Below are 25818 nucleotides of genomic sequence, written 5' to 3'. Positions count from 1 at the left end.
CGTGAGCGAACCCCCGCAGACGGACCTGCCCGAGCCGTTGGTGCAGCTGGCCGACGCCCACGGCGTCGCGTCCGACTTCTGGGACTTCGACGGGACGCGCCGCCAGGTCCGGGCCTCGACCCTCGTCGCCGTGCTGGAGGCCCTCGGCGTCCCCGCGTCGTCCCCGGAGAAGGTCGCCGTCAGCCTCGAGCACTCGCGCGACGACGCGTGGCGGCAGATGCTGCCCCCGACCGTCGTCGTGCGGCAGGGTGACGCCGTGCCGGTCCCCGTGCACGTGCAGGACGGCGCCGCCGTCGACGTCTGGGTCGAGCTCGAGGCGGAGCAGGGCCGCTCCGGCGTCGCCGGGCACCACGCCGCGCGCGCCCCCCGGGAGCGCCGCGACCTCGGCCAGCTCGACGTGTTCGTCGAGCCGCGCACCGTCGACGGCCGGCGCGTCGGCCGCGCGACGTTCGAGATCCCGGCCGACCTGCCCCTCGGGTGGCACGACCTGCACGCCGAGAGCGACGGCGCCCACGCACGCGCCACGCTCGTCGTGACGCCGCAGCGGCTCGAGCTGCCCGCCGCCGTCGCAGAGCGGCGCGCGTGGGGCTTCATGGCCCAGCTGTACTCGGTGCGCTCGCGCGCGTCGTGGGGCGTCGGCGACCTGGCCGACCTCGCCGACCTCGCCTGGCTCGCCGCGCACGAGGCCGGCGCGGACTTCGTCCTCGTCAACCCGCTGCACGCCGCCGAGCCGCGCACGCCGATGACGCCCTCGCCCTACCTCCCGACGAGCCGCCGCTTCGTCAACCCGCTGTACATCAGGGTCGAGGACATCCGCGAGACGGGGTACCTGTCCGCGGCCGACCGCTCGCTCGTCGAGTGGGCGTTCGACCCGGTGCGCGACCTCGACACCGACCCCGGTCCCATCGACCGCGACGCCGCGTGGGAGGCCAAGAAGGCGGCGCTGGAGGTCGTGTTCACCGCGCCCCGGTCCACCGCCCGCCAGGCGTCGCTCGACGCGTTCCGCGCCGAGCAGGGCAAGGGGCTCGAGGACTTCGCCACGTGGTGCGCGCTCGCCGACCACTACGGCGACCGGGACTGGCCGCCCGGTGCGTCCGACTCGAACGGCCCGACCGTCGCGGCGCTGCGCGAGCAGCTCGCCGACCGCGTCGAGTTCTACTGCTGGCTCCAGTGGGTCGCCGACGAGCAGCTCCGCGTCGCGCAGCGCACCGCGCGCGAGGCGGGGATGTCGGTGGGGATCATGCACGACCTCGCGGTCGGCGTGCACCCCGAGGGCGCCGACGTCTGGTCGCACCGTGGCGTGCTCGCCACCGGGGTGTCCGTCGGGGCGCCGCCGGACATGTACAACCAGCAGGGGCAGAACTGGTCCCAGCCGCCGTGGCACCCGCGGGCGCTCGCGCGGGCCGGGTACGCGCCGTACCGCGACATGCTGCGCACCGTCCTGCGGCACGCGGGCGCGATCCGGATCGACCACGTCATCGGCCTGTTCCGGCTGTGGTGGATCCCGGGCGGCGCGCGCGCCGACGCGGGCGCGTACGTCCGCTACGACCACGAGGCCCTCGTCGGCATCCTGTGCCTCGAGGCGCACCGTGCGGGCGCGATGGTCATCGGCGAGGACCTCGGCGTGTTCGAGCCCTGGGTCCGTGACTACCTCGCGGACCGCGGCGTCCTCGGCACGTCCGTCCTGTGGTTCGAGAAGACCGACGACGGCCGCCCGCTGCCCCCGGAGGACTACCGGCGCCTCGCGCTCGCGACCGTCACGACGCACGACCTGCCGCCCACGGCCGGGTACCTCGCGGGCGAGCACGTCGAGCTGCGGGACCGTCTGGGCGTGCTCACGGAGGACGTCGCCGACGTGCGCCGGGCCGCGCGCGCCGAGCGGGACGCGATGATCGCGTTCCTGCGCGAGCGCTCGCTCGTGGGCGAGGACCCGTCCGAGCGCGAGCTGGTCGAGGCCCTGCACCGCCTCGTCCGCAGCACCCCGGCGGTGCTGCTCGGCGTCTCGCTGGCCGACGCGGTGGGGGAGCGCCGCTCCCAGAACCAGCCGGGCACGGACCAGGAGTACCCGAACTGGAAGGTGCCCCTCGGCGACTCGTCGGGCAACCTCGTCCTGCTCGAGGACCTGTTCGACTCCGCCCGCCTGCGCTCGCTTGCCAAGGCGATGAACGACTCCCTCTGACCGGCTGAGCCGGCCGAGCCGGCCGAGCCGGCCGAGCCGGCCGAGCAGGCCGTCCGGGCCCGTCTTGGCCGCCGCACGCGCCGGGATCGCCTGCTCGACGCGCCGGTACCGCCTGGTCGCGGAACCGCGCGGGACGACGAGCGCCGGGCCGCTCCGTCGTGCGGAGCGACCCGGCGCGCGGTCGTGAGGGGTGCTGACCGAGGGGTCAGGCGTCGGCGGCCTGGGCCGCGAGGGCGCGCTCGACGCCGGCGAGGTTCTCGACGACGAGCCGGCGCAGCGCGGGAGCGGCGTCGGCGTTGGCGTCGAGCCACTCCTGCGTCGCGTCGCGCAGCACCGTGCTCGCGAGCGGGGCCGGGTAGAGGCCCGTGACGAGCGCCTCGGCGATGTGGTACGACCGCTGGTCCCACAGGGGGAGCAGCGCGTCGAAGTACGCGCCGACGAGCGGGGCGAGCGACTCGGGGTCGTTGACGTGCTGGAACCCGAGCGTGGTGGCGCGGACGATCGCGTTGGGGGCGTCGTCCGAGCCGACGAGGCGGTCGAACGCGGCGCGCTTCGCCGCGGCCGTGGGCACCGTCGCGCGGGCGCGCGCGGCGGACTGCTGACCCGTCGCGGTCGAGTCGGCGTCGAGCGTCGCCTCGATCTCGGCGTCGTCCGCGAGGTCGAGCAGGACGAGCCCCTCGAGGATCTCCCAGCGCAGGTCGGTGTCGATCTCGAGCCCGTCGAGGGCAGCGGAGCCGTCGAGCAGCGACCGCAGCGCCTCGCCGTGCGCGGGCGTCGACGCGAGGTGCGCGAAGAACTTCACGAGCTGGAACTGCAGGTCCGAGCCGGGGGCCGCGTCCTGCGCGAGCGACCAGAGCACGTCGCCGACGTGCGCGAGCGTCTCCTCGCGGCGCTCCGGGGCCACGTACGTCTTCGCGGCGAGCGCGAGCTGGTTGAGCGTCGTGCGGATCGTCGTGGACTCGGTCTCGCGGGCGATGTTGCCCAGCACGAGGCGCACGTAGTCGCTCGCCGGCGTCTCGCCGTCGCGCGTCGCGTCCCACGCGGAGCCCCAGACGAGCGAGCGGGCCAGCGGGTCGGCGAGGTCTGCGAGGTGCTCGGTGGCGACCTGGAGCGACGCGGGGTCGAGGCGGATCTTCGCGTACGCGAGGTCGTCGTCGTTGAGCAGGACGAGCTGCGGGCGGTCGAGGCCGAGCAGCTCGGGGATCTCGGTCCGCGGGCCGGCGACGTCGACCTCCGTGCGGTGCACGCGGGTCAGCACGCCGTCGACGAGATCGTAGAAGCCGATCCCGAGCCGGTGCGGGCGCAGCGTCGGGTGGTCGGCCGCCGCCGTCTGCACCACGGAGAACGTGGTGAAGCGGCCGTGGGCGTCGAGGTCGAACTCGGGCCGCAGGGTGTTCACGCCCGCGGTCTCGAGCCACAGCGCGGACCACGCGGTGAGGTCGCGGCCGCTCGTGGCCTCGAGCTCGACGAGCAGGTCGCGCAGCTCGGTGTTGCCCCACGCGTGCTTGCGGAAGTACGCCGCGACGCCGGCGAGGAACTGCTCCTTGCCGACCCACGCGACGAGCTGCTTGAGCACCGACGCGCCCTTGGCGTAGGTGATGCCGTCGAAGTTGACGAACACGTCCTCGAGGTCGTTGATCGTCGCGACGATGGGGTGCGTGGAGGGCAGCTGGTCCTGGCGGTAGGCCCAGGACTTCTCCATCGCGGCGAACGTCGTCCAGGCCTCGCGCCACTCGGTCGCCTCGGCGGTCGCGAGCGTCGACGCGTACTCCGCGAACGACTCGTTGAGCCACAGGTCGTTCCACCACTTCATGGTCACGAGGTCGCCGAACCACATGTGCGCGAGCTCGTGGAGGATCGTCACGACGCGACGCTCCTTGACCGCGTCGGTGACCTTGGACCGGAAGACGTACGTCTCGGTGAACGTCACGCACCCGGCGTTCTCCATCGCGCCCATGTTGTACTCGGGCACGAAGAGCTGGTCGTACTTGTCGAACGGGTACGGGTGCTCGAACGCGGACTCGAAGAACGCGAAGCCCTCGCGCGTCTTGTCGAACACGTAGTCGGCGTCCATGTGGTCGGCGAGCGACGCGCGGCAGAAGACCCCGAGCGGGATCGTGCGGCCGTCGGACGACGTGAGCTCGCTGCGCTCCACGACGTACGGCCCTGCGACGAGCGCGGTGATGTACGACGAGATGCGCGGCGTCGGCTCGAACGTCCAGCGTGCGACCTCGACGTCGCCGGCGCCCGTGCCGGTCGGGTCGGCCTTCGTGCCGAGCGCCTCGGGCGCGGGCGTCGGCTGGTTGCTCACGACCTCCCACGCCGCGGGCGCGGTGACCGTGAACGCGAACGTCGCCTTGAGGTCGGGCTGCTCGAAGACGGCGAACACGCGCCGCGAGTCCGGGACCTCGAACTGCGTGTAGAGGTAGACCTCGCCGTCGACCGGGTCGACGAACCGGTGCAGGCCCTCGCCCGTGTTGGTGTACGCGCAGTCGGCGACGACGCGCAGCTCGTTGTCGGCCGCGAGGCCGTCGAGCGCGACGCGCGAGTCGGCGAACACCTGCGCCGGGTCGAGCGCACGGCCGTTGAGCACGACCTCGCGCACGGTCGGTGCGACGAGGTCGACGAACGTGCTCGCGCCCTCGGTCGCGGTGAACCGCACCACGGTCGTCGACGCGAACGTCGTCGCCCCCGTCGTGAGGTCGAGGTCGACCTCGTAGGACTGGACGTCGACGATCGCCGCGCGCTCGCTCGCCTCGGCGCGGGTGAGGTTCTCTCCGGGCACTGCATCTCCTCGGTCTCGTGGTCGGGCCGGTCGGCCTCGACGGCGGCCTGTGGGCCACGGACGATCATCCCACGCGTGCCCGCGCCCGCTCCCGGGAATACGTTGCCCTCGCGCGGTGTCGGAACGGGGTGGGGACGCCGTCGGCCCGGCCGCCGCGCCCCCGGCGACCCGGACCCCGGGCGCGCCCGACGACGAAGGAGACCGCCCCGTGACGCTCACCGCGACGACCGACCCCACCGCGACCGAGGACGACGTGCGCGTCGCCGACTTCTGGTTCGACCCCGTGTGCCCGTGGGCGTGGATGACGAGCCGCTGGATGGGCGAGGTCGAGCAGGTGCGCGACGTCACCGTCCGCTGGCACGTGATGAGCCTCGCGGTGCTCAACGAGGGCCGGGACCTGCCGGAGGAGTACCGCGAGCTCATGGCGAAGGCGTGGGGCCCGGTGCGCGTGGTCACCGCCGCGCGCGTCGAGCACGGCGAGGACGTCGTCAAGCCCCTCTACGACGCGATCGGGACGCGCCTGCACCCGGGCGGGCGGACGGACTACGACGCCGTGCTGCTCGAGGCGCTCGCGGAGGTGGGCCTGCCCGCGTCGCTCGCCGAGGCGGCGGGCTCCGACGCCTACGACGAGCAGCTGCGCGCGTCGCACGCCGAGGGCATCGGCCGCGTCGGTGAGGACGTCGGGACGCCCGTCGTCGCGTTCGGCGGGACGGCGTTCTTCGGCCCCGTGGTGACGCCCGCGCCGAAGGGCGAGGCCGCCGGGCGGCTGTGGGACGGGTGCGTCCTGGTCGCGAGCACGCCGGGCTTCTTCGAGCTCAAGCGCACGCGCACCCAGGGTCCGGTCTTCGACTGAGGTCGGGCGCGGCGCCGCCGTCGTGCGGACGTCGTGCAGACCGCGGGGGCGTGGGCGTCGTGGGGATCCCGGGGTTCGACCGGTGCGGGTGGCTCGTGCCATGCTTCGTCAGTTCGCGGGCGGTTCCAGGAGCGCCCGCCGCCCGGTCGCGCCGGGCGAGACCGCCGAGGAAGCCCGCGAGGAGCCGAGCATGTCCCCGAACGCACCCGTGCCACCGCCGCCGCCGCCCCCCGGCGGCGTCCCGGGGGCCGCGGTCGGTCGTGACGACGCCCAGCCGACCACGGCGTTCGCCCCCGTGCCCGCGCACGCGACCTCGGGGCCGCCCTCGTTCGCCCCGACGAGCGGCCCGACGGCCCAGGCGCCGCGCGCGACGCCCGCGGACGGCCAGCCGACCGTCGTCGCGTCGGCGGCGTCCTTCCAGGCGACGACGGTCCAGCACGTGACGCCGATCACCCAGCTCCCGACGGCGGCACAGCCCGCGGTCCCGGCGCCCTCGCCGTCGCCGGTGCCGCCGCAGCGCGTGCGCTACGCGACCGAGCAGAACGGGTTCGGCGTCGCGGCCCCGGTCGGGACGGCCGCGGGCCGTCCCGGCTACGCGCCGGGCGACACGGCGGCCGGTCACGCTGCGGCCGGTCCGTACGCGGGCGCGACCGCGGCGTACGAGCCGACCGCCCAGCCCGCCTACGCGGCCGCCACGCCGCCCGCGCAGCAGCCCGCCTACCACCCGCCGGCCTCGGCAGCCCCGGCCGCCGCCGCCCCGCGCACCACGTCGGGAGGGGCGGGCGCCCCGTCCGGACCGTCGACCGGTCGGCGCGACGGGCGCAGCGGAGGAGGCGGCGGTCGCGGCTCGAACCGGCTCGGCGCGGGGTGGATCGCGTTCATCGTCGTCGACGCGCTGCTCGTCCTCGGGGCGATCGTCTTCGCGATCTCGCTGCTCGGCGGCGGCGACGAGGAACCGCTCGGCGGGGCGTCGACGTCCCCGGCGGCGACCGCCACGGACGGTGCCGAGGAGACGGCACCGGCCGAGCCCACGGTGTCCGAGACGTTCGCGTCGGAGTCGCGGAACATCACGTGCGAGGTGACCGACGTCAGCGCGACGTGCGTGATCGCCCAGCTCGGCACGCAGCCCGCCCCGGTCGACGGGTGCGACGGCACGGTCGGCTACAAGGTCGTCCTGGACGCCGACGGCAGCGTCGACCAGCCGTGCGTGCCCGCGGCGGAGCAGCCGCAGCCCGCGCCGGGGGACACCGCGATCCTCGACTACGGCACGTCCACGACGGTCGGCCCCTTCACGTGCGACAGCGCCGAGACCGGCATGACGTGCCGCGACGACGCCACGGGCAAGGGCTTCACCATCGCGCGCGCGGGCATCCGGACGCTCTGACCGGCCCGACCACCACGCAGGAGGGCCCGCGGCGGGACGACCCGCCGCGGGCCCTTCGCGCGTCCGGGGTCACCAGATGCGCACGCGCTCCTCGGGGGCGAGGTAGAGCGCGTCGCCCGGCTGCACGTCGTAGGCGTCGTAGAACTCGTCCACGTTGCGCACGACCCCGTTGCAGCGGAACTCGTTGGGCGAGTGCGGGTCCGTCGCGATGCGGCGCACGACCTCCTCGTCCCGGCCCTTCGACTGCCACACCTGGGCCCAGCCGAGGAACACGCGCTCGATGCCCGTGAGCCCGTCGACGACGGGCGCCTCCTCCAGCGGACGGCCGAGCGCGATGCGGTACGCCTTGAGCGCGATCGACAGACCGCCGAGGTCGCCGATGTTCTCGCCGATGGTCAGCGCGCCGTTGACGTGCGGGCCGTCCTCGCCGAGCTGCGCGGGGCGGTACGCGTCGTACTGGGCGACGAGCGCCGTCGTGCGCTTCTCGAACTCCTCGCGGTCGCGCGCCGTCCACCAGTCCTCGAGGCGGCCCGCGCCGTCGTACTTGGAGCCCTGGTCGTCGAAGCCGTGACCGATCTCGTGGCCGATCACGGCGCCGATGCCGCCGTAGTTCACGGCGTCGTCGGCCTCGGGGTCGAAGAACGGGGGCTGCAGGATCGCGGCGGGGAAGACGATCTCGTTCATGCCCGGGTTGTAGTAGGCGTTGACCGTCTGCGGCGTCATGAACCACTCGTCGCGGTCGAGCGGGCGCCCGATCTTGCCGAGCTCGCGGTCCTGCTCGAACGCGTGGGCGCGGCGCACGTTGCCCACGAGGTCGTGCGCGTCGACGACGAGCGCCGAGTAGTCGCGCCACCGCACGGGGTAGCCGATCTTCGGCGTGAAGGCCTCGAGCTTGGCGAGCGCCTTCTCCTTCGTCTCGTCCGTCATCCAGTCGAGCGTGGTGATCGACTCGCGGTAGGCGGCCACGAGCGTGGCGACGAGCTCCTCCATGCGCGCCTTGTACGCGGGCGGGAAGTGCCGCGCGACGTACTGCGCGCCGACGGCCTCGCCGAGCGCGCCCTCGACGACGGAGACGGCGCGCTTCCAGCGCTCGCGCACCTCCTGCGCGCCCGACAGGGTGCGCCCGTAGAAGTCGAAGTTCGCCTCGACGAGGTCCTCGGAGAGGTACGGAGCCCGGGCGGTGACGAGGTGGTACACCATCCACAGCTTCCAGTCCTCGAGCGGCTCGCTCGCCCAGAGCTCGGCGAACCCGGCCGCGAAGTCCGGCTCGCGGACCACGACGTCGTCGAGCGAGCCCTGCGGCGCGCCGAGCGCGAGGACCCACGCGCGCCAGTCGAACCCGGGGGCCTCCTCGACGAGCGCGGCGAGCGTCCGCGGGTTGTACGTGAGGTCGGCGTCGCGGTCGCGCACGACGTCCCAGTGCTTCGCGGCGAGCTTCGTCTCGAGCGCCACGATCCGCTCGGCGGCGTCCTCGGGCGACGCGCCCCACGTCTCGGACGTGACGCCCGCGAGCGCGAGCATGCGCGCGACGTGCGGTACGTACTTCTCGCGCACCGGGGCGTACTGGTCCTCGCGGTAGTACGCCTCGTCCGGCAGGCCGAGCCCGGACTGGTAGAGGTAGGCGACGTAGCGCTCGGGGTCCTTCGCGTCGTTGTCGACCCAGAAGCCGACGGCGCCCGCGCCGCCCGTGCGCTGGAGGGCGCCGAGCGCCCCGGTGAGCTCGGCCTGCGTCGTGGCGGACGCGATGAGCGCGAGGTCGGGCTGCAGCGGCGTGGTGCCGAGCGCCTCGATCCGCTCGGTGTCCATGAAGCTCGCGTAGAGGGCCCCGACCTTCGCCGCGTCCGGCCCGACGTCCGCGCCGCCTGCCGCGACCTGCTCCCCGAGGTCCGTGATGATCTCGCGGACGTGCACCTCGGCCTGGTCGTGGAGCGCCCGGAACGCGCCGTCCATCGCGCGGTCGGCGGGGATCTCGTGCGTCGCGAGCCAGCGGCCGTTGACGTGGCGGTACAGGTCGTCCTGCGGGCGGACCGCGGGGTCCAGCGCGTCGAGGTCGATGCCGGAGCGCGCCGCGTCGGCCGGGCCGGACGAGGACGGAGGCGTGGACGTCGGGGAGGTCTGTGTCATGCGTCTCAGGCTACGGCCTCACCCCGGCGGCGAGGGGGCCCGCTGGGGCATGATGAGCCCATGCGCGTTCACATCGCCGCGGACCACGCCGGCTACGAGCTCAAGACCCATCTCGTCGAGCACCTGGGGGCGGCGGGTCACGACGTCGTCGACCACGGTGCCCACACCTACGACGCGCAGGACGACTACCCGTCGTTCTGCTTCGCGGCGGGCGAGGCGGTGGCGGCGGAGCCCGGCTCGCTGGGCGTCGTCATCGGCGGCTCGGGCAACGGCGAGCAGATCGCGGCGAACAAGGTCGTCGGCGTGCGCGCGGCGCTCGCCTGGAACCTGGAGACCGCGCGCCTCGGGCGCCAGCACAACGACGCGAACGTGGTCGCGGTGGGCGCGCGCCAGCACTCGGTGGACGAGGCGGTCGCGCTCGTCGACGCGTTCCTCGCGGAGCCGTTCAGCGGCGACCCGCGCCACCAGCGCCGCATCGACCAGCTCGCGGCGTACGAGGCGGCGCGCGGCACCTCGGCCTGACGTGCCCGAGGGCCACACCGTCCACCGCCTCGCGCGCGCCTTCGGTGAGCTGTTCACGGGCGAGCCGCTCGCGGTGAGCAGCCCGCAGGGCCGGTTCGCCGCGGGAGCCGCCCTGCTCGACGGCCGCGTGCTCGTCGCGAGCGAGGCGTGGGGCAAGCAGATGTTCCTCGGCTTCGCGGGGCCGGGCGGCGCGTCCGACGACGTCCGCTGGCTCCGCGTGCACCTCGGCCTCTACGGCGCGTGGACGTTCGCGGGCGACGGCAGCACCGCCGTCGTGCACGCGATCGGCGCGCCCCGGCGCCGGATCGGCGAGCGCGAGACCGTCCCGGCGGGCCCGGGGGAGGTGCCCGGCGCGCCCGACGACGCCTGGTCGCCCCCGCCGCCGCGCGGCGCCGTGCGCGTCCGGCTCGTCGGCGCGCACGCGGTCGCGGACCTCACGGGCCCGACGGCGTGCGAGGTCGTCACGGACGACGAGAAGCGCGCGGTCGAGGACCGGCTCGGTCCGGACCCGATCCGCGACCCGGGCCCCGGCGAGCCCGACCCGCGCGACGCGTTCGTCGCCGCGGTGCGGCGCTCGCGCAGCCCCGTCGGGCTGCTCCTCATGAACCAGGACGTCGTCGCGGGCGTGGGGAACATCTACCGCGCGGAGGCGCTGTTCCGGGCCGGGCTCGACCCGATGCGCCCCGGTCGCGACGTGCCCGCGGAGGACCTGCGGACCCTGTGGGACGACCTCGTCGTGCTCATGCACGACGGCGCGCGCACGGGCGCGATCGTGACGACGCGCCCCGAGCACCGCGACGACGGCGCGGGGGAGGCCCCCGACGAGGCGGCGACCGGGCGGCGGCGCGTGCGGCAGAACACCGACGTCGCTCCCGACGCCGTGCCCGCGGACGAGGCGTTCTACGTGTACCACCGCGACGGGCTGCCGTGCCGGGTGTGCGGCACGCCGGTGCTCCTCAAGGAGCTCGCGGGGCGCAGCCTCTTCTGGTGCGGCGTCTGCCAGACGTGACGGCGGGCGCACCCGGGACCGGGTGCGCCCGACCGGTCAGAACACCCAGCTGCACACCGGGGCGACGGGCCAGCCGAGGGCCGCGCTCGTGCGCGCGAGCGCGCCGGGGGAGTGCTCGGTGACCAGACCTGCCGCGCCGAGGGCCGCGAGCGACGTCCCGCCCAGGTAGGTCGCGCCGAGCTCGCGCACGTCGAGGGAGACGTCCGCCGCGTCGTCGGTCCGCTCGGCCGTCGCCGGGCCGAAGGCCTCCGCCCGCAGCCGCCAGCGCCCCGCGTTGTCGGGCAGTCGCTCGTCGGTCACGTGCAGCACGACGTCGACGTCCGCGGCGTACCGGCGCGCGGCGAGCGCGCCGGGCACGTCCACGACCCGCACCCAGAGGTTGTCCGCGAGGCGCGGCGACGCGGAGCGCGGGTCCACGAGCAGGCTCGTGACGACGTCGTCCACCGGCAGCATGAAGGGCGTCACCTCGTGCGTGAGGTCGAGGTCGGTGAGCACGCCCCACAGCGCGCGGGCGGCCGCGGCGTCGAGCGCGACGACCTCGCCCGTGCTCACCGGGCCGCGCGGGCCCGTCGCCTCCCAGGAGAGCTTGCGGTGGAAGCGCGCGTACCCGCGCGGCTCGCCGTCGAGCTCGACGATCGCGATGCGCGTGGGCTCGCGGTCCTTGCGCCAGACCTTGGCGTCGTCCCAGAACGTCGCCTGGAGCTCGGGGGTCTCGCGTGTCGCCCACCCCGGACGGTTGATGCCCGCGCCCTGGCCCGTCGGGTCGGCGCCCGCGCGCTCGTGGATCGTCGCGACGAGCTCGCCGTGCCGCGCGCGGTCCGCGCGCTCGATGCGGACGGTGTGCCGCTCCGCGCCCGGGACGTCGCGCAGCGCGACGCCGCGCGGGACGGTGAGGCGCACGTCGTCGGCCGCCTTGCCGTACCCGAACCGGCCGTAGATCGCGGCCTCCGCCGCGAAGAGCGCCGAGACCGGCTCGCCCCGCTCGCGGCACCGGGCGAGGTGCGTGTCGATCATCGCGCTGAGGATGCCGCGCCGCCGGTGCGCGGGGTGGACGCCCACCCAGGTGAGGCCCGCGACCGGAGCGGTCGCGCCGGGGACCGGGAAGCGCGCGAACGGGTACGACGCGTGCATCCCCACGAGCTCGCGCCGCACGGGACGCGCGCCGTCGACGGGCGGCGCGTCCGCGTCCTCGCGCTCGACCGTCACGCCGAGCGCGCGCTCCCACGTGAGCGGGAACGGGAGGTCGACGAGCTCGTCGACCTCCACCGGCGAGGGGAACGTCGTGGTGTCGAGGTCGAGCACGTCGCGCAGGTCGGCGGACGTGAGGGGGACGAGCTCGTAGCCGTCGGGGAGGCGTGCGGGTCGGTGGTCGCTCATGCCCCTGATCCTCCTGTCCCGGGCCGTGCTCGCGCCAGGACATTCGCGACGGCTAGGGTCGGGCGCCATGGCACGACGCACCCCCGGACGCGGCGGCGACGACCGCGCCGACCCTCGCGCCCTCGCCCAGGAGTACGCGACCGCGGTGCTCGACCTCGTGCGGCGCGTCCCGCCCGCGCGGGCCATGACCTACGGGCTCGTCGCGGAGATCGTCGCGGAGTCGCTGGGGCGGGGCGGCCCGCGCCAGGTCGGGCAGGTGCTCGCCGGGTCGTCCGGGGTGGACGACGACGGCACCCCCGTGCCGTGGTGGCGGATCGTCAACGCGGCGGGGTCGCCGCCCGCGCAGCACCTCGACGCGGCGCTCGCGGAGCTCCGCGCCGAGGGCTGCCCGCTGTCGCGCGACGGGCGTCGCGTGGACCTGCGCCGGGCGGTGTGGTTCCCCGGCGCCGACGGCTGACCGCGCGGCGCCGGGCCGGTCAGCCCGGGGTCGGGGCCGCGAGGAGCGGGGCGAGCGTCTGCACGGCCGTCGCGTCGCCCTGGACGAGGAGCGTCGTCACCGCCGTCTCGCGCCACGCCGCGAGGTCGCTCGCGATCTTCTCGGGCGGGCCGACGAGCGCGACGTCCTCGACCATCGCCGTCGGGACGGCGGCGGCCGCGAGGTCCTTGCGTCCCGCGAGGTAGTGCGCCTGGATCTCGTCGCACGCCTCGGCGTACCCGAGGCGGTCGAGCGCGTCGCGGTGGAAGTTCGCCCCCTTGGCGCCCATCCCGCCGACGTACAGCGCGAGGAACGGGCGCACCTGGTCCGCGGCCTGCTCGACGTGCTCGCGCACGACGACGGGGACGGTCGCGCTCACCTCGAACGCGGACTCGGGCGAGCGCTCGGGCGCGCGGCGCGCGAAGCCGTCCGCGAGGAGCTCGCGGAACGTCGCGTCCATGCGCGGCGAGTAGAACAGCGGGAGCCAGCCGTCCGCGATCTCGGCGGCGAGCGCGATGTTCTTCGGCCCCTCGGCCGCCAGGTGGATCGGGAGGTCGGCGCGCAGCGGGTGGACGGTCGAGCGCAGGGGCTTGCCCAGCCCGGTCCCGACGCCGTCGGGCAGGGGGAGGGGGTAGTGCGGGCCGGACGACGTCACGGGCGCCTCCCGGCGCAGGACGTCGCGCACGACCTGCACGTATTCGCGGGTCCGTGCGAGCGGCTTCGCGTACGGCTGGCCGTACCAGCCCTCGACCACCTGCGGCCCGGAGACGCCGAGGCCGAGGACGAACCGGCCGCCCGAGAGGTGGTCCATCGTCAGCGCGGCCATCGCCGTCGCGGTCGGGGTGCGCGCGGAGACCTGCGCGACGGCGGTCCCGAGGCGGATGCGGGTCGTGCGCGAGCCCCACCACGCCAGCGGCGTGAACGCGTCGGAGCCGTAGGCCTCCGCGGTCCAGACAGAGTCGACGCCGAGGCGGTCGGCCGCGACGACCGCGTCCTGGATGCCGTCGGGGGGACCGGCGGACCAGTAGCCGGTGTGGATGCCGAGGCGCATGCGCGCTCCTCCTCGTCGAGGGTCGTGGTGCCGGGACCGGCGGCCACGGACGGGCGGCTGCGGCCGGCGGTGAGCGGGCGGTACCCGAGGGCGCACCGGGCAGGGGGGTATCCGGTACGCGCGGTCTCAGGTACCGCCCACGACCACACTAGCCGATCCGGGGCCGCCCCCGGCGTCCTCCTCAGATGACGTACTCGATGAGGAGCGACGGGTCCTCGACGGCCTCCCGCGCGGCGGGCGTGCCCGCCGGCATCCGGACGGTGGCCGGCACGCCGACGGCGACCGCGCCCGGGGGCACGTCCTTGACGACGACGGCGTTGGCGCCGACCTGGACGTCGTCGCCGACCCACACCGGCCCGAGGATCTTCGCCCCGGCGCCGACGACGACCCGGTCGCCGAGCGTGGGGTGCCGCTTGCCCCGCTTCATCGAGCGCCCGCCGAGCGTCGACGTGTGGAACAGCACGACGTCGTCGCCGACCACGGCCGTCTCGCCCACGACGACGCCCATCCCGTGGTCGATGAACAGCCGTCGGCCGATGCGCGCGCCGGGGTGGATCTCCACGCCGGTGAGCGCGCGCGCCGCCTGCGACACGAGCCGCGCCGGCAGGCGCAGCAGGGGCTCGCGCCACATGCGGTGCGCGAGCCGGTAGGCCCACACGGCGTGCACGCCGGGGTACGCGAGAGCGACCTCGAGGCGGCTGCGCGCGGCGGGGTCCCGCCGTCGGGCCGCCTCGAGGTCCTCGCCGAGCACGCGCACGAACCGGCGCAGCCGGTGGCCGGCCGTCCGTGCGCGGGGGTGGGGGTCGGTCACGTCAGTCCAGCAGGTCGGCGTAGAGGACGGAGGACAGGTAGCGCTCGCCGAACGACGGGATGATCGTCACGATGAGCTTGCCCGCGTTCTCGGGACGCGCGGCGAGCTGCAGCGCGGCGGCGATCGCGGCGCCCGAGGAGATCCCGACGAGCAGGCCCTCCTCCTTGGCGGCGCGGCGCGCGTACTCGACGGCGGTCTCGGCGTTGACGTCGATCACCTCGTCGTAGACCGAGGTGTCGAGGATCTCGGGCACGAAGTTCGCGCCGATGCCCTGGATCTTGTGCGGGCCGGGCTGGCCGCCGTTGAGGATGGCCGACTCCTCGGGCTCGACCGCGACGATCTGCACGCCGGGCTTGCGCTCCTTGAGCACCTGGCCGACGCCCGTGATGGTGCCGCCCGTGCCGATGCCCGCGACGACGATGTCGACCGCGCCGTCGGTGTCGGCCCAGATCTCCTCGGCCGTCGTGCGGCGGTGGATCTCCGGGTTCGCCTCGTTCGCGAACTGGCGGGCGAGGATCGCGCCCTCGCGCTCGGCGACGATCTCGTCCGCGCGGCTGACCGCGCCCTTCATGCCCTCGGAGCCCGGCGTGAGGATGAGCTCGGCACCGAACGCGCGCAGCAGCGCGCGGCGCTCCTTCGACATCGTCTCCGGCATCGTGAGCACGATGTCGTACCCGCGCGCCGCACCCACCATCGCGAGCGCGATGCCGGTGTTGCCGGACGTCGCCTCGACGATCGTCCCGCCCGGCTTCAGCTCGCCGGACGCCTCGGCGGCGTCGATGATCGCGACGCCGATGCGGTCCTTGACCGAGTTGGCGGGGTTGTAGAACTCGAGCTTGCCCACCACGGTGGCGCCGAGCCCCTCGGTGAGCTTGTTGAGCCGGACCAGCGGGGTGTTGCCGACGAGCTGCGTGACGTCGTCGTAGATGCGTGCCATGTCTTCCTCTTCTGTCGACGGCTCGGGGTGAGCCGGGTGGGGGTACCGATGGGGAGCGGGGCGCGCCCGGTGGCCGGGGTCCAGCGTCTCGCGGGGGCGGCGCGGGCGCGCGCGGGCGACGGGACGGGCTCGGGCGGGACGAGGGGCGTGCGCGGGCGTGCCGGGGCACGCGGGGACGGCCGTCGTCAGCGGCAGCCGAGACAGCGACAACAGGAGGTGCGCGGCGCGGCGCGGTGCAGCGATGCAGGACGCGCGGTCGTCGCGGTCATTCCTCGCTCCTCCTGGTCGGTCGCGCCGGGGGAGTCACCCGGAGCTCCGGGCGGGCCGACGGCGCGCGTGCCCCGAGGCTATCGGTCCGCGGCGCGGCCCTGCAACGCCGTCCGCGGGGGCCCTGGGAACGACGACGGGCGCCTCGCCGGGAAGGCGGGGCGCCCGTGGGGTCGTGGGACGAACGGAGCGGGCGACGGGAATCGAACCCGCGTAGCCAGTTTGGAAGACTGGGGCTCTACCATTGAGCTACGCCCGCACGGGCCTCGGCTCGCCCGGCGGTCGGCCTGTGCGGCCGCCCGGGACGGCGTGCCACCGACCTGCGGCCGCCACCCTAGCAAACGTCGGCGGGCCGCCCGTGCCGCGGCGTTCCCCAGGCGGCGGCCCGTCGGTCGCGCCCCGTCCCGCCAGTACACTTGCCCCTGGTCCGCCCGCCGTGGCGGACGACGGGGTGTGGCGCAGGTTGGTAGCGCGTCCGCTTTGGGAGCGGAAGGTCGCAGGTTCAAATCCTGTCACCCCGACCTTCGCGCGGCGCCCTGCGGGGCGTCGCGGGACGTCGTCGACGTCCGGACCGTCGTGGCGGTCCCGTCCCCGGGAGGTGCCCGTTGACCCCGTCCTCCGCGACCGCCGGTCCGGCAGCCCGCGTGACCCTCGCCGCGCTCGTCGCCGCGGGCAGCGGTGCGGTCCTCTCGCTCCAGGGACGCCTCAACGGCGACCTCGGGGCCGCGGGCACGGGGCCCGTCCTCGCCGCATGGCTCTCCTACGTGGGCACCCTCCTCGCGACCGTGCTCGTGGTGGTCGCCCGCCGCCGCGTCCGGTCCACGCTCGCCGTCGTGCGCTCGTCCGCCTCGTGGTGGTGGTTCGCCGTCGGGTTGTGCAGCGTGCCGATCGTCGTCGCGATGGCCGCCGGGATCCCCCTCGTCGGGGTCGCGGTCGCGTCCGTCTGCTCCGTGGCCGGCCAGACCGTCGCCGGGCTCGCGCTCGACGCGCGGGGCGTCGGGCTGCCCGCGCCGCTGCGGCTCACGCCGCGTCGTGCGGGCGCCGGCCTCGCGGCGCTCGCCGGTCTGGGCATCGCGGTGCTCGGGAGCAGCGCGGGCGGTCCCGGGTGGGCGGTCGTCGCGGCCGGTGCGGCGCTCTTCGTGGGCGGCGCTGTGCTGTGCGGGCAGCAGGCGGGCAACGGCCGCGTCACGCAGCTCACGGGCGACCCGGTCGTGGCGACCCTCACGTCGGTCACGGGCGGGCTCGCCGGGATCACGCTCGTGTGCGCGCTCGGCGTCCCGTTCGGCGTGCTCGACGGCGTCGTGCTGCCCCCGCAGTGGTGGCTCTACCTGGGCGGGCCGCTCGGGACGGTCGTCACCGTCGCGGCCGCGTTCGCCGTGCGCCACCTCGGCACGTTCGTCCTCACGCTGACCGTCGTCGGGGGCCAGATGGTCATGGCGGTCCTGCTCGACGTGCTCGGCGTGGTGGGGCTGCGCTGGCCGACCGTCGTCGCGACCGCGGTCGTCGCGCTCGCGGTGCTGCTCGTCGTGCCCCGGCCGGGACCAGGGCCCGGGTCGAGATGAGGAGAGGAGCGGGGTCAGGATCGCGGACAGACCCGCGCGTCGGGCGCGCTTGACCGCTCGCGTACGATGGGACGGTTGCCCGTACGCCCGCGTGCGGTGCCGTCCCCGGCCGCCCGCGGCCCGCCCCGATCAGTTGGAGATCATCGAAGTGAAGAGCGCCGTCGAGACCCTGGACCCCACCAAGGTCAAGCTGACCGTCGAGGTGGAGTACGACGAGCTCAAGCCGAGCATCGACCACGCCTACAAGCACATCGCGGAGCAGGTGAACATCCCCGGCTTCCGCAAGGGCAAGGTCCCGCCCCGCGTCATCGACCAGCGCGTCGGCTGGGGCGCCGTGATCGAGCACGCCGTCAACGACGCGCTCTCCGGCTTCTACCGCCAGGCCGCGAGCGAGGAGAACCTGCGCCCCCTCGGCCAGCCCGAGGTCGAGGTCACCGAGATCCCGGCGAAGGCCGGCGAGGGCCAGCTGGTCTTCACCGCCGAGGTCGAGGTCCGCCCCGAGATCACGCTGCCCGCGCTCGACTCGCTCGCCATCACCGTCGAGCCCGCCGAGGTCACGGACGAGGACGTCACCGAGCGCCTCGACGCGCTGCGCGAGCGCTTCGGCACCCTCGTCGGCGTCGACCGCCCCGCGGCCGAGGGCGACTTCGTCGTGCTCGACCTGAAGGCCGAGATCGACGGCGAGGAGGTCGACTCCGTCTCCGGCGTGAGCTACCAGATCGGCTCGGGCAACATGCTCGAGGGCCTCGACGAGGCGCTCACCGGTCTCTCGGCCGAGGAGACGACCACGTTCAACGCGCCGCTGGCCGGCGGCGAGCACGAGGGCAAGGAGGCCGCGGTCACCGTCACCGCCACGTCCGTGAAGCAGCGCGACCTCCCCGAGGCCGACGACGACTTCGCGCAGCTCGCCTCCGAGTTCGACACGCTCGAGGAGCTCACGGCGGACCTGCGTGAGCAGGTCGCGAGCATCAAGACGTCGAACCAGGCCGTCGCCGCGCGCGACGAGCTGCTCAAGGCGCTCAACGACGCCGTCGAGATCCCCGTCCCCGCGGGCGCCGTCGAGGCCGAGGTGCACCGCCACCTCGAGTCCGAGGGCCGCCTGGAGGACGACACGCACCGCGCCGAGGTCACGGTCGAGGCGACCGACGCCCTGCGCAACCAGATCCTGCTCGACACCCTCGCCGAGCAGCTCGAGATCAAGGTCGCGCAGAACGAGCTCCTCGAGTACCTCGTGAGCGCCTCGCGCCAGTACGGGATGGACCCGAACCAGTTCATCCAGTCGCTCGACCAGGGCGGGCAGATCCCCGCGATGGTCGGCGAGGTCGCGCGCTCCAAGTCGCTCGCCGTCGCGCTGCGCCAGATCGAGGTCAAGGACACCGCCGGCAACGTCGTCGACCTGACCGAGTTCATCGGCTCTGACGACGAGGACGCCGCCGCGGAAGAGTCCGTCGAGGACGTCGCGGGCGAGCCGGTCGAGGAGGCGCTCGTGGACGACTCGGCCGCCCCCGCCGCCGACGCCCCGGTCGAGGACGACGAGAAGGACGCGACGAAGGCCTGACGCGTCGCCGGCCCCCGGCCGGACGGTCCCCACGACGGCCCGCACCCTCCGCGCGAGGGTGCGGGCCGTCGTCGTCGGCGAGGGGGCGTGGTGCCTGGTGCGCCGTCAGCGAAAACGCGGCCCGCCGGGACGAACGGCGGGCACGGACCGCGTTAGGGTCACTGCAGCACGGCTGGACCGGGACGCCGTCCCGGCCGGCCAGGGCAGCGCAGGCGGGGGCGACCCGCGGGAGCGACGAAGGAGATGGATGTGAACGAGCTGTACCTGCCGTCCGACGCGACGGCCCCGGTGAACCGCGCCGAGGGTCCGGGCCTCGGACTCAACGACTCCATCTACAACCGGCTCCTCAAGGAGCGCATCATCTGGCTCGGCTCGGAGGTGCGCGACGAGAACGCGAACGCCATCTGCGCCCAGATGATGCTGCTCGCCGCGGAGGACCCGGACAAGGACATCTGGCTCTACATCAACTCGCCCGGCGGCTCGATCACGGCCGGCATGGCGATCTACGACACGATGCAGTACATCCAGCCCGACGTCGCGACGATCGCCATGGGCATGGCGGCGTCGATGGGGCAGTTCCTGCTCTCGTCCGGCACGAAGGGCAAGCGGTACGCGACGCCGCACGCGCGCGTCATGATGCACCAGCCGTCCGGCGGCATCGGCGGCACGGCGACCGACGTGCGCATCAACGCGCAGCTGATCATGCACATGAAGCAGGTGCTCTCCGAGCTCACGGCCGAGCAGACCGGCAAGCCGCTCGAGCAGATCCTCAAGGACAACGACCGGGACAGCTGGTTCACCGCGCAGGAGGCGCTGGAGTACGGCTTCATCGACCACGTCGTCACCAACGCGTCGTCCGTGACCGGCGGCGGCGGCACCACGGGTTCCTGACCCCGCACCGGACACCAGACTTCACCGAGGAGAACCCGTGAGCTTCAGCGCCGAGTCCCAGTACCTGTCCACCGCCCAGCGCCTCGCCGGCCCCGCGGCCCGCCCCGGCGGCATCGCCCTGCCGGGCGGTGCGCCGTCCGCCCGCTACGTGCTCCCGCAGTTCGAGGAGCGCACCGCCTACGGCTTCAAGCGACAGGACCCCTACACCAAGCTGTTCGAGGACCGCATCATCTTCCTGGGCGTCCAGGTCGACGACGCGTCCGCGGACGACGTCATGGCCCAGCTCCTCGTGCTCGAGAGCCAGGACCCGGACCGCGACGTCATCCTCTACATCAACTCGCCGGGCGGGTCGTTCACCGCGATGACCGCGCTCTACGACACGATGCAGTACATCAAGCCCCAGATCCAGACGGTCTGCCTCGGCCAGGCGGCCTCCGCCGCGGCCGTGCTGCTCGCCGCGGGCCAGCCGGGCAAGCGTCTCGCGCTCCCCAACGCGCGCGTGCTCATCCACCAGCCCGCGATGGAGGGTGGCGGCTACGCGCAGGCGTCCGACATCGAGATCCACGCGAACGAGCTCATCCGCATGCGCGAGTGGCTCGAGGACACCCTCGCGCTGCACTCGGGCAAGTCGGTCGAGCAGGTCCGCCAGGACATCGAGCGCGACAAGATCCTCACCGCCGAGCAGGCGAAGGAGTACGGCCTCGTGGACCAGGTCCTCGAGAGCCGCAAGGCCGTCGCGGTCAACAAGCCGTGACCCGGTCCGCCTGACCACGCGCCGCGCCGCCGTCCCCGCCGGGGTCGGCGGCGCGACACGTTGCGCCCCGTGCGGAGAGCCCACCTGACAACGGGGGCCCCGTGGTGTGGAATGGGGAGCAGGACCCGCTCGGCCGTGCCCGGGCCCCGCGCCGTCGAACCCGACGGGCGGAGGACCGGTCACCGGGACAAGGAGACGCGTAGTGGCTCGTATCTCAGACGGTGCCGACCTGCTGAAGTGCTCGTTCTGCGGCAAGTCGCAGAAGCAGGTCAAGAAGCTCATCGCGGGCCCCGGCGTGTACATCTGCGACGAGTGCATCGACCTCTGCAACGAGATCATCGAGGAGGAGCTCGCCGAGGCGACGGAGCTCGGTCTCACGGAGCTGCCCAAGCCCAAGGAGATCTTCGAGTTCCTCGAGCAGTACGTCATCGGCCAGGACGCCGCGAAGCGGGCTCTGGCCGTCGCCGTCTACAACCACTACAAGCGCGTCCAAGCGGGCGAGCAGGCCAAGCCCTCGAACCCGGACGACGCGGACTACGTGGAGCTGGCGAAGTCGAACATCTTGTTGATCGGTCCGACGGGGACGGGCAAGACGTATCTGGCGCAGACGTTGGCGCGGATGTTGAACGTGCCTTTCGCGATCGCGGACGCGACGGCGCTCACCGAGGCGGGGTATGTCGGTGAGGACGTGGAGAACATCCTGTTGAAGCTGGTGCAGGCGGCGGACTTCGACGTGAAGAAGGCTGAGACGGGCATCATCTACATCGATGAGATCGACAAGGTGGCGCGGAAGGCGGAGAACCCCTCGATCACGCGGGACGTGTCGGGTGAGGGTGTGCAGCAGGCGTTGTTGAAGATCATCGAGGGCACGTCGGCGTCGGTGCCGCCGCAGGGTGGTCGTAAGCATCCGCACCAGGAGTTCATCCAGGTGGACACCTCGAACGTGCTGTTCATCGTGGCGGGGGCGTTTGCGGGGTTGGACGACATCGTGGCGGCGCGGGCGCGCAAGCGGGGTGTGGGTTTTGGTGCGCCGATCGAGACGGGTGCGGGGGAGGACCTGTTCGCGCAGGTGCGCCCGGAGGATCTGCACCGGTTCGGGTTGATCCCGGAGTTCATCGGGCGGTTGCCGGTGATCGCGTCGGTGGCGGCGTTGGACCGGGAGGCGTTGGTGCGGATCTTGACCCAGCCGCGGAATGCGTTGGTGAAGCAGTATCAGCGGATGTTCGCGATCGACGGGGTGGAGCTGGAGTTCACCGAGGGTGCGGTCGAGGCGGTCGCGGAGCAGGCGTTGTTGCGCGGGACGGGGGCGCGGGGGTTGCGCGCGATCATGGAGGAGGTGTTGCAGCAGGTGATGTTCGACGTGCCGTCGCGTGATGACGTGGAGCGGGTCGTGATCACACGCGAGGTCGTGCTGGACAACGTCAATCCCACGATCGTGCCGCGCACCACGACCGCGCGCGCACGCACCCCGCGCGAGAAGTCCGCCTGACCCCGACGACCGTCGACCAGGCGATGTAGCTCGGCCGAGCAGGTGGTCCTGGTCCGTCTCGTCACCCGGACGCACCAGGACCTCCTGCTCGACCCGTGACCGGGGCCGGGGGTGGGTCGTCAGGCGTCGGCGCCGACCTTCGAGCCGTAGAGCGTGTCGATCGTGTCGGCGAAGTCGTCGATGACCAGGCGGCGCTTCACCTTGAGCGACGGCGTGAGGTAGCCGTTCTGCTCGGTGAAGTCCGTCGTGAGCACGGTGATCTTGCGGATCGACTCGGCCCGGGAGACGGCCTCGTTGGCGTGCGCGACGGCGCGGTCGAGCGCGGCGAGCACGTCGGCGTCGTGCGCGGCCGTCTCGACGTCCATCGGACGCAGGCCGTGCGTGGCGAGCCAGCCCGGCAGCATCTCGGCGTCGAGCGTGACGAGGGCGCCGATGAAGGGGCGCTGGTCGCCCACGACGACGACCTGGCTCACGAGCGGGTGCGCGCGCAGCCGGTCCTCGAGAACGGCCGGCGCGACGTTCTTGCCGCCGGCGGTCACGATGATCTCCTTCTTGCGGCCGGTGATGCGCAGGTATCCGTCGTCGTCGAACGCGCCGAGGTCGCCGGTGCGGAACCAGCCGTCCTGGAGCGCCTCGGCGGTGAGGTCGGGCTGGTTGCGGTAGCCGCGGAAGATGTGGTCGCCCTTGACGAGGAGCTCGCCGTCCGCGTCGATGCGCAGGGACGTGCCGGGGAACGCGGGCCCGACCGTCCCGATCTTCGTCAGGCCGGGCAGGTTCACGGCCGTGGGGGCCGTGGTCTCGGTGAGGCCGTAGCCCTCGAGGATGCGCAGCCCGACCCCGCGGTAGAAGTGGCCCAGCCGCTCGCCGAGCGGCGCGCCGCCGGAGATGGAGTACGTGAGCCGGCCGCCCATGGCGGCGCGCAGCGTCGAGTAGACGAGCCGGTCCGCGACGGCGTGCTGGAGGCGCAGCCCGAGCGCGGGGCCGCCCGGCGTGTCGAGCGCCCGGGACCAGGTGATGGCGACCTTGGCCGCCCAGTGGAAGATCTTGCGCTTGGCGCCGGTCCCGGTCTTCTGCTCGGCGGTGTTGTAGACCTTCTCGAACACGCGCGGCACGGCGAGCAGGAACGTCGGGTGGAACGAGCCGAGGTCCGCGACGAGGTTCTTCGTGTCCCAGGAGTGCGCGAGGACCGCGTCCGACGCGACGACGACGACCTGGATGAACCGGGCGAACACGTGCGCGAGCGGCAGGAACAGCAGGGTGCGTGCGCCGTCGGCGTCGAGGATCTCGGCGAGGCCGGCCCGGCCGTTGAGCGCGAGGTGCACGAAGTTGCGGTGGGTGAGCTCGACGCCCTTGGGGCGCCCGGTCGACCCGGACGTGTAGATGACCGTCGCGAGGTCGTCGACGCGCTGCGCGGCCCGACGACACTCGACTTCCGCGGCGGAGACGTCGGCCCCGGCGGCGCGCAGGGCGTCGACGGCGCCGTCCTCGACGACGAGGACGTCCTCCAGGCCGGGCAGGCGGTCGCGCACGGTCGCGACCTCGGCCGCGTGGGCCGCCGTCTCGACGACGGCGAGCCGGACGCCGGCGTCCGACAGGATCCAGTGCACCTGCTCGGCGGACGACGTCTCGTAGACGGGGACGGGCACGGCACCCACGGCCCAGGCGGCGAAGTCGAGGAGGGTCCACTCGTAGCGGGTGCGCGACATGATCGCGACGTGGTCGCCGGGCTCGATGCCGCGCGCGAGGAGGCCGCGGGCGACCGCGACGACGTCGTCCTCGAACTCCTGCGCGGTGACGCGCTCCCACGGACCGTCGGCGGTGGTGCGGCGCTCGACGAGCGTCGCCCGGGGGTCGCGCGCGACACGGTCGGTGAGGAGGGTGCTGATGGTCGCCGTGGGGGAGACCTCGACGAGGCTCGGCGACGTGTGTTCCGTCATGAAACTCTCCGCTGAGTGGGACGGTAGGGAGGGACGGCGAGCCACTTTACTCCGTACTCCGAGTATCGAGTTCCTCGACGCCCGACGGGCACCCCTAGGATCGGTGGGTGACGAACGACCCCGGGCAGCCCGCCGTCCCCGACGAGATCCTCCGCCTGCGCGACAGCATCGACAACATCGACGCGGCGCTCATGCACCTGCTCGCGGAGCGGTTCAAGTTCACGCGCCGCGTGGGCGAGCTCAAGGCGCAGGGCGGGCTCCCGCCCGCGGACCCGGACCGGGACCGCCAGCAGATCGCCCGGCTCACGGGCATCGCGAGCTCCGCCGGTCTCGACCCGGAGTTCGCCGAGCAGTTCCGCGCGTTCATCGTCCACGAGGTCATCCGCCACCACGAGCGCATCGCCGCCGAGCACGCCGCCTCGGGCGAGGGGACCCCGGTCCTCGACACCTATTCCTGACGGCCCGGGAGCGGGCCGGGCGAGGGTCGAAAGGCCGGCGCGAGGTGCCCCCCGGGCCCGACGCGCGGTGGCGACCCCCGTCGATCTGACGGACCCTGGTGGGGACCCAGGGCGGGCCCCGGGCGTCGGCACCGCCGCGTCGGGCGGCCCTCCCGCCACGCCGACGGACGTCATGAGGTGTTCGCATGAAGATCGATTGGCTCAAGCCCCTCCTCGGCCATCCTGGCCCCTTCGCGACGGTGTACATCGACGCGACGCGCGCCAACGAGGCCGGGGACCGCGAGGTCGAGAACCGCTGGAAGGGAGTGCGGCGCCAGCTGCACCAGGAGGGCGCGCCGGACGCGGTCCTCGACGACCTCGAGGAGGTGGTGCTGCGGCCGACGCGGGTGGGCGGCACCCACGGGCGCGTGCTGATCGCCGACGACACGGGCGTGCTCGTCGACCGGGTCGTCAAGGACCCGCCGGCGCTCACGAAGGGCTCCTGGGGACCTGTGCCCGCGCTGCTGCAGGCGGCGCGCGCGGCGGACGAGTCGGTCGACTACGTGCGCGTCGTCGTCGACCGGCAGGGCGCGGACCTCACGTGGTCCGTCGCGGGCGGCCACCTGCCCTACGCGGAGCCGGAGACGGTCGAGGGCGGCCACGACGTCATCAACAAGGTCCGCACCGGAGGGCTGTCGCACAAGCGCATCGAGTCCCGCGCGGAGGACTCCTGGGAGCGCAACGCCGAGGCGGTCGCCGCGGAGCTGGAGCGCCAGGCGGCCGAGTACCGGCCCGAGCTCGTGCTGCTCACCGGTGACGTGCGTGCCGTGCCGCTCGTGCGGGGCGCGCTCGGGCACGCGATCTCCGAGCTCGTGGTCGAGGTCCCGGGCGGCGGCCGGGGCGCCGGCATCAACGAGGCCTCGTTCGAGGCGAACGTGGCCGACGCGCTCGACAGCTACCGGGAGCGTCGCCGCGAGAAGGTCCTCGCCGAGTTCCGCCAGGAGCAGGGCCGGGAGTCCGGGGCGGTGACGTCCGTGGAGGACGTCGTCGCGGTGCTCGCGCGCGGCCAGGTCAAGGAGCTCGTGCTGGCCGACGAGTACGGGCAGGACGGCGCGCTCGACGGCCGCTCGCTGTGGATCGGGCCCAGCCCCCTGCACATCGCGGCGACTCGCGAGGAGATCGAGTCCCTCGGCGTGACCGACGGCCTGGAGAAGCTGCCCGCCACGGTCGCGCTCGTGCGGGCCGCCGTCGGGCAGGACGCCGGGCTGACGTTCGCGCCCGAGGGCAGCGTCGAGCTCATCGAGGGCGTGGGCGCCACGCTCCGCTGGGCGGACGAGGGGACGCCGCGCGAGGTCGCCGCGACGATGTCCGGCGACGACTCGCGGCTGCGCGGCGAGATCATCTAGGCCCGCCGCC

Annotated in this window: 21 protein-coding genes and 2 tRNA genes; 14 read left to right on the top strand and 9 right to left on the bottom strand. The window is 74.0% G+C overall.

Features of this window, described 5'->3' with window-relative positions; genetic code table 11:
- The first annotated feature begins 1 nt into the window (after nucleotide 1).
- Nucleotides 2-2179: a 4-alpha-glucanotransferase gene (gene malQ, locus RDI86_RS01195; protein WP_308820441.1), complete on the top strand. Its 2178-nt coding sequence runs from the start codon at nucleotides 2-4 to the stop codon at nucleotides 2177-2179.
- Between the two features lie 205 nt (nucleotides 2180-2384).
- On the opposite strand, the gene pepN is transcribed toward malQ, so the two are convergent.
- Nucleotides 2385-4964, bottom strand: a complete 2580-nt coding sequence (gene pepN / locus RDI86_RS01190; RefSeq protein WP_308820440.1) for an aminopeptidase N — start codon at nucleotides 4962-4964, stop codon at nucleotides 2385-2387.
- A 208-nt stretch (nucleotides 4965-5172) separates the two neighbouring features.
- Between pepN and RDI86_RS01185 the strand changes: the two genes are divergently transcribed.
- Complete coding sequence (locus RDI86_RS01185; RefSeq protein ID WP_372490699.1) at nucleotides 5173-5817, top strand: DsbA family protein; 645 nt, start codon at nucleotides 5173-5175, stop codon at nucleotides 5815-5817.
- A gap of 108 nt (nucleotides 5818-5925) precedes the next feature.
- On the opposite strand, the gene RDI86_RS01180 is transcribed toward RDI86_RS01185, so the two are convergent.
- Entirely contained in the window at nucleotides 5926-6270 is a 345-nt protein-coding gene (locus tag RDI86_RS01180; protein WP_076406707.1) for a hypothetical protein, read from the bottom strand.
- Here RDI86_RS01180 and RDI86_RS01175 point away from each other — a divergent pair.
- A complete protein-coding gene (locus RDI86_RS01175; RefSeq protein WP_308820439.1) occupies nucleotides 6257-7201 on the top strand; it encodes a hypothetical protein in 945 nt (314 codons plus the stop codon). The genes RDI86_RS01180 and RDI86_RS01175 overlap by 14 nt on opposite strands.
- Nucleotides 7202-7270: 69 nt before the next feature.
- Here RDI86_RS01175 and RDI86_RS01170 read toward each other — a convergent pair whose 3' ends face one another.
- Nucleotides 7271-9325 (bottom strand): M13 family metallopeptidase, encoded by a 2055-nt coding sequence (locus tag RDI86_RS01170; protein WP_308820438.1) that lies wholly within the window; start codon nucleotides 9323-9325, stop codon nucleotides 7271-7273.
- Nucleotides 9326-9385: 60 nt separating this feature from the next.
- On the opposite strand from RDI86_RS01170, the gene RDI86_RS01165 reads away from it, so the two are divergent.
- Together RDI86_RS01165 and RDI86_RS01160 are read left to right on the top strand one after the other, a co-directional pair.
- Nucleotides 9386-9847, top strand: coding sequence for a ribose-5-phosphate isomerase (locus RDI86_RS01165; RefSeq protein ID WP_021482425.1), 462 nt, complete (start codon nucleotides 9386-9388; stop codon nucleotides 9845-9847).
- A 1-nt stretch (nucleotide 9848) separates the two neighbouring features.
- The gene (locus RDI86_RS01160; RefSeq protein WP_308820437.1) at nucleotides 9849-10856 is read left to right on the top strand and encodes a zinc finger domain-containing protein; all 1008 of its coding nucleotides are present in this window, start codon (nucleotides 9849-9851) and stop codon (nucleotides 10854-10856) included.
- A gap of 36 nt (nucleotides 10857-10892) precedes the next feature.
- Here RDI86_RS01160 and eis read toward each other — a convergent pair whose 3' ends face one another.
- Nucleotides 10893-12233 (bottom strand): enhanced intracellular survival protein Eis, encoded by a 1341-nt coding sequence (gene eis, locus RDI86_RS01155; RefSeq protein ID WP_163184790.1) that lies wholly within the window; start codon nucleotides 12231-12233, stop codon nucleotides 10893-10895.
- Between the two features lie 67 nt (nucleotides 12234-12300).
- Between eis and RDI86_RS01150 the strand changes: the two genes are divergently transcribed.
- Nucleotides 12301-12690: an MGMT family protein gene (locus RDI86_RS01150; RefSeq protein ID WP_168946014.1), complete on the top strand. Its 390-nt coding sequence runs from the start codon at nucleotides 12301-12303 to the stop codon at nucleotides 12688-12690.
- A 19-nt stretch (nucleotides 12691-12709) separates the two neighbouring features.
- On the opposite strand, the gene RDI86_RS01145 is transcribed toward RDI86_RS01150, so the two are convergent.
- The 4 genes from RDI86_RS01145 to RDI86_RS01130 all read right to left on the bottom strand — a co-directional run bounded on the left by RDI86_RS01145 (nucleotide 12710) and on the right by RDI86_RS01130 (nucleotide 16033).
- A complete protein-coding gene (locus RDI86_RS01145; protein ID WP_061269278.1) occupies nucleotides 12710-13759 on the bottom strand; it encodes an LLM class F420-dependent oxidoreductase in 1050 nt (349 codons plus the stop codon).
- A gap of 181 nt (nucleotides 13760-13940) precedes the next feature.
- The gene (gene epsC, locus RDI86_RS01140; protein ID WP_076406715.1) at nucleotides 13941-14570 is read right to left on the bottom strand and encodes a serine O-acetyltransferase EpsC; all 630 of its coding nucleotides are present in this window, start codon (nucleotides 14568-14570) and stop codon (nucleotides 13941-13943) included.
- Between the two features lies 1 nt (nucleotide 14571).
- Nucleotides 14572-15507 (bottom strand): cysteine synthase A, encoded by a 936-nt coding sequence (cysK, locus tag RDI86_RS01135; protein WP_308820436.1) that lies wholly within the window; start codon nucleotides 15505-15507, stop codon nucleotides 14572-14574.
- Nucleotides 15508-15962: 455 nt separating this feature from the next.
- A tRNA-Gly gene (locus RDI86_RS01130) sits at nucleotides 15963-16033 on the bottom strand.
- Between the two features lie 188 nt (nucleotides 16034-16221).
- Between RDI86_RS01130 and RDI86_RS01125 the strand changes: the two genes are divergently transcribed.
- From RDI86_RS01125 to clpX, 6 genes are all read left to right on the top strand, one after another.
- Nucleotides 16222-16295: transfer RNA gene (locus RDI86_RS01125), tRNA-Pro, on the top strand.
- Between the two features lie 84 nt (nucleotides 16296-16379).
- Nucleotides 16380-17336, top strand: a complete 957-nt coding sequence (locus RDI86_RS01120) for a DMT family transporter (RefSeq protein ID WP_168946012.1) — start codon at nucleotides 16380-16382, stop codon at nucleotides 17334-17336.
- Between the two features lie 148 nt (nucleotides 17337-17484).
- A complete protein-coding gene (gene tig, locus RDI86_RS01115; protein ID WP_308820435.1) occupies nucleotides 17485-18894 on the top strand; it encodes a trigger factor in 1410 nt (469 codons plus the stop codon).
- Nucleotides 18895-19137: 243 nt separating this feature from the next.
- Nucleotides 19138-19785, top strand: coding sequence for an ATP-dependent Clp protease proteolytic subunit (locus RDI86_RS01110; protein WP_044144211.1), 648 nt, complete (start codon nucleotides 19138-19140; stop codon nucleotides 19783-19785).
- Nucleotides 19786-19822: 37 nt separating this feature from the next.
- Complete coding sequence (locus RDI86_RS01105) at nucleotides 19823-20539, top strand: ATP-dependent Clp protease proteolytic subunit (protein WP_021482022.1); 717 nt, start codon at nucleotides 19823-19825, stop codon at nucleotides 20537-20539.
- Between the two features lie 202 nt (nucleotides 20540-20741).
- Complete coding sequence (clpX, locus tag RDI86_RS01100; protein ID WP_085388150.1) at nucleotides 20742-22028, top strand: ATP-dependent Clp protease ATP-binding subunit ClpX; 1287 nt, start codon at nucleotides 20742-20744, stop codon at nucleotides 22026-22028.
- Nucleotides 22029-22147: 119 nt separating this feature from the next.
- Here clpX and RDI86_RS01095 read toward each other — a convergent pair whose 3' ends face one another.
- Nucleotides 22148-23965, bottom strand: coding sequence for an AMP-dependent synthetase/ligase (locus RDI86_RS01095; protein ID WP_308820434.1), 1818 nt, complete (start codon nucleotides 23963-23965; stop codon nucleotides 22148-22150).
- Between the two features lie 107 nt (nucleotides 23966-24072).
- Between RDI86_RS01095 and RDI86_RS01090 the strand changes: the two genes are divergently transcribed.
- Nucleotides 24073-24423 carry a chorismate mutase gene (locus RDI86_RS01090; protein WP_021482739.1) on the top strand — a complete coding sequence of 117 codons (351 nt, stop codon included), beginning with the start codon at nucleotides 24073-24075 and terminating at the stop codon, nucleotides 24421-24423.
- Between the two features lie 185 nt (nucleotides 24424-24608).
- Complete coding sequence (locus RDI86_RS01085; RefSeq protein ID WP_021482740.1) at nucleotides 24609-25808, top strand: Vms1/Ankzf1 family peptidyl-tRNA hydrolase; 1200 nt, start codon at nucleotides 24609-24611, stop codon at nucleotides 25806-25808.
- Nucleotides 25809-25818: the final 10 nt, after the last annotated feature.

The sequence above is a fragment of the Cellulosimicrobium sp. XJ-DQ-B-000 genome (assembly GCF_031119065.1).
Lineage (GTDB): Bacteria > Actinomycetota > Actinomycetes > Actinomycetales > Cellulomonadaceae > Cellulosimicrobium > Cellulosimicrobium funkei.
This window is presented reverse-complemented; position numbering and strand designations above follow the sequence as displayed.

Excerpts from the sequence above, each read along its gene's own strand:
- RDI86_RS01150 (WP_168946014.1), top strand. The coding sequence starts at position 12,301 with ATGGCACGACGCACCCCCGGACGCGGCGGCGACGACCGCGCCGACCCT.
- RDI86_RS01165 (WP_021482425.1), top strand. The coding sequence starts at position 9,386 with ATGCGCGTTCACATCGCCGCGGACCACGCCGGCTACGAGCTCAAGACC.
- RDI86_RS01145 (WP_061269278.1), bottom strand. The coding sequence starts at position 13,759 with ATGCGCCTCGGCATCCACACCGGCTACTGGTCCGCCGGTCCCCCCGAC.
- eis (WP_163184790.1), bottom strand. The coding sequence starts at position 12,233 with ATGAGCGACCACCGACCCGCACGCCTCCCCGACGGCTACGAGCTCGTC.
- RDI86_RS01095 (WP_308820434.1), bottom strand. The coding sequence starts at position 23,965 with ATGACGGAACACACGTCGCCGAGCCTCGTCGAGGTCTCCCCCACGGCG.
- RDI86_RS01110 (WP_044144211.1), top strand. The coding sequence starts at position 19,138 with ATGGATGTGAACGAGCTGTACCTGCCGTCCGACGCGACGGCCCCGGTG.
- cysK (WP_308820436.1), bottom strand. The coding sequence starts at position 15,507 with ATGGCACGCATCTACGACGACGTCACGCAGCTCGTCGGCAACACCCCG.
- RDI86_RS01170 (WP_308820438.1), bottom strand. The coding sequence starts at position 9,325 with ATGACACAGACCTCCCCGACGTCCACGCCTCCGTCCTCGTCCGGCCCG.
- RDI86_RS01085 (WP_021482740.1), top strand. The coding sequence starts at position 24,609 with ATGAAGATCGATTGGCTCAAGCCCCTCCTCGGCCATCCTGGCCCCTTC.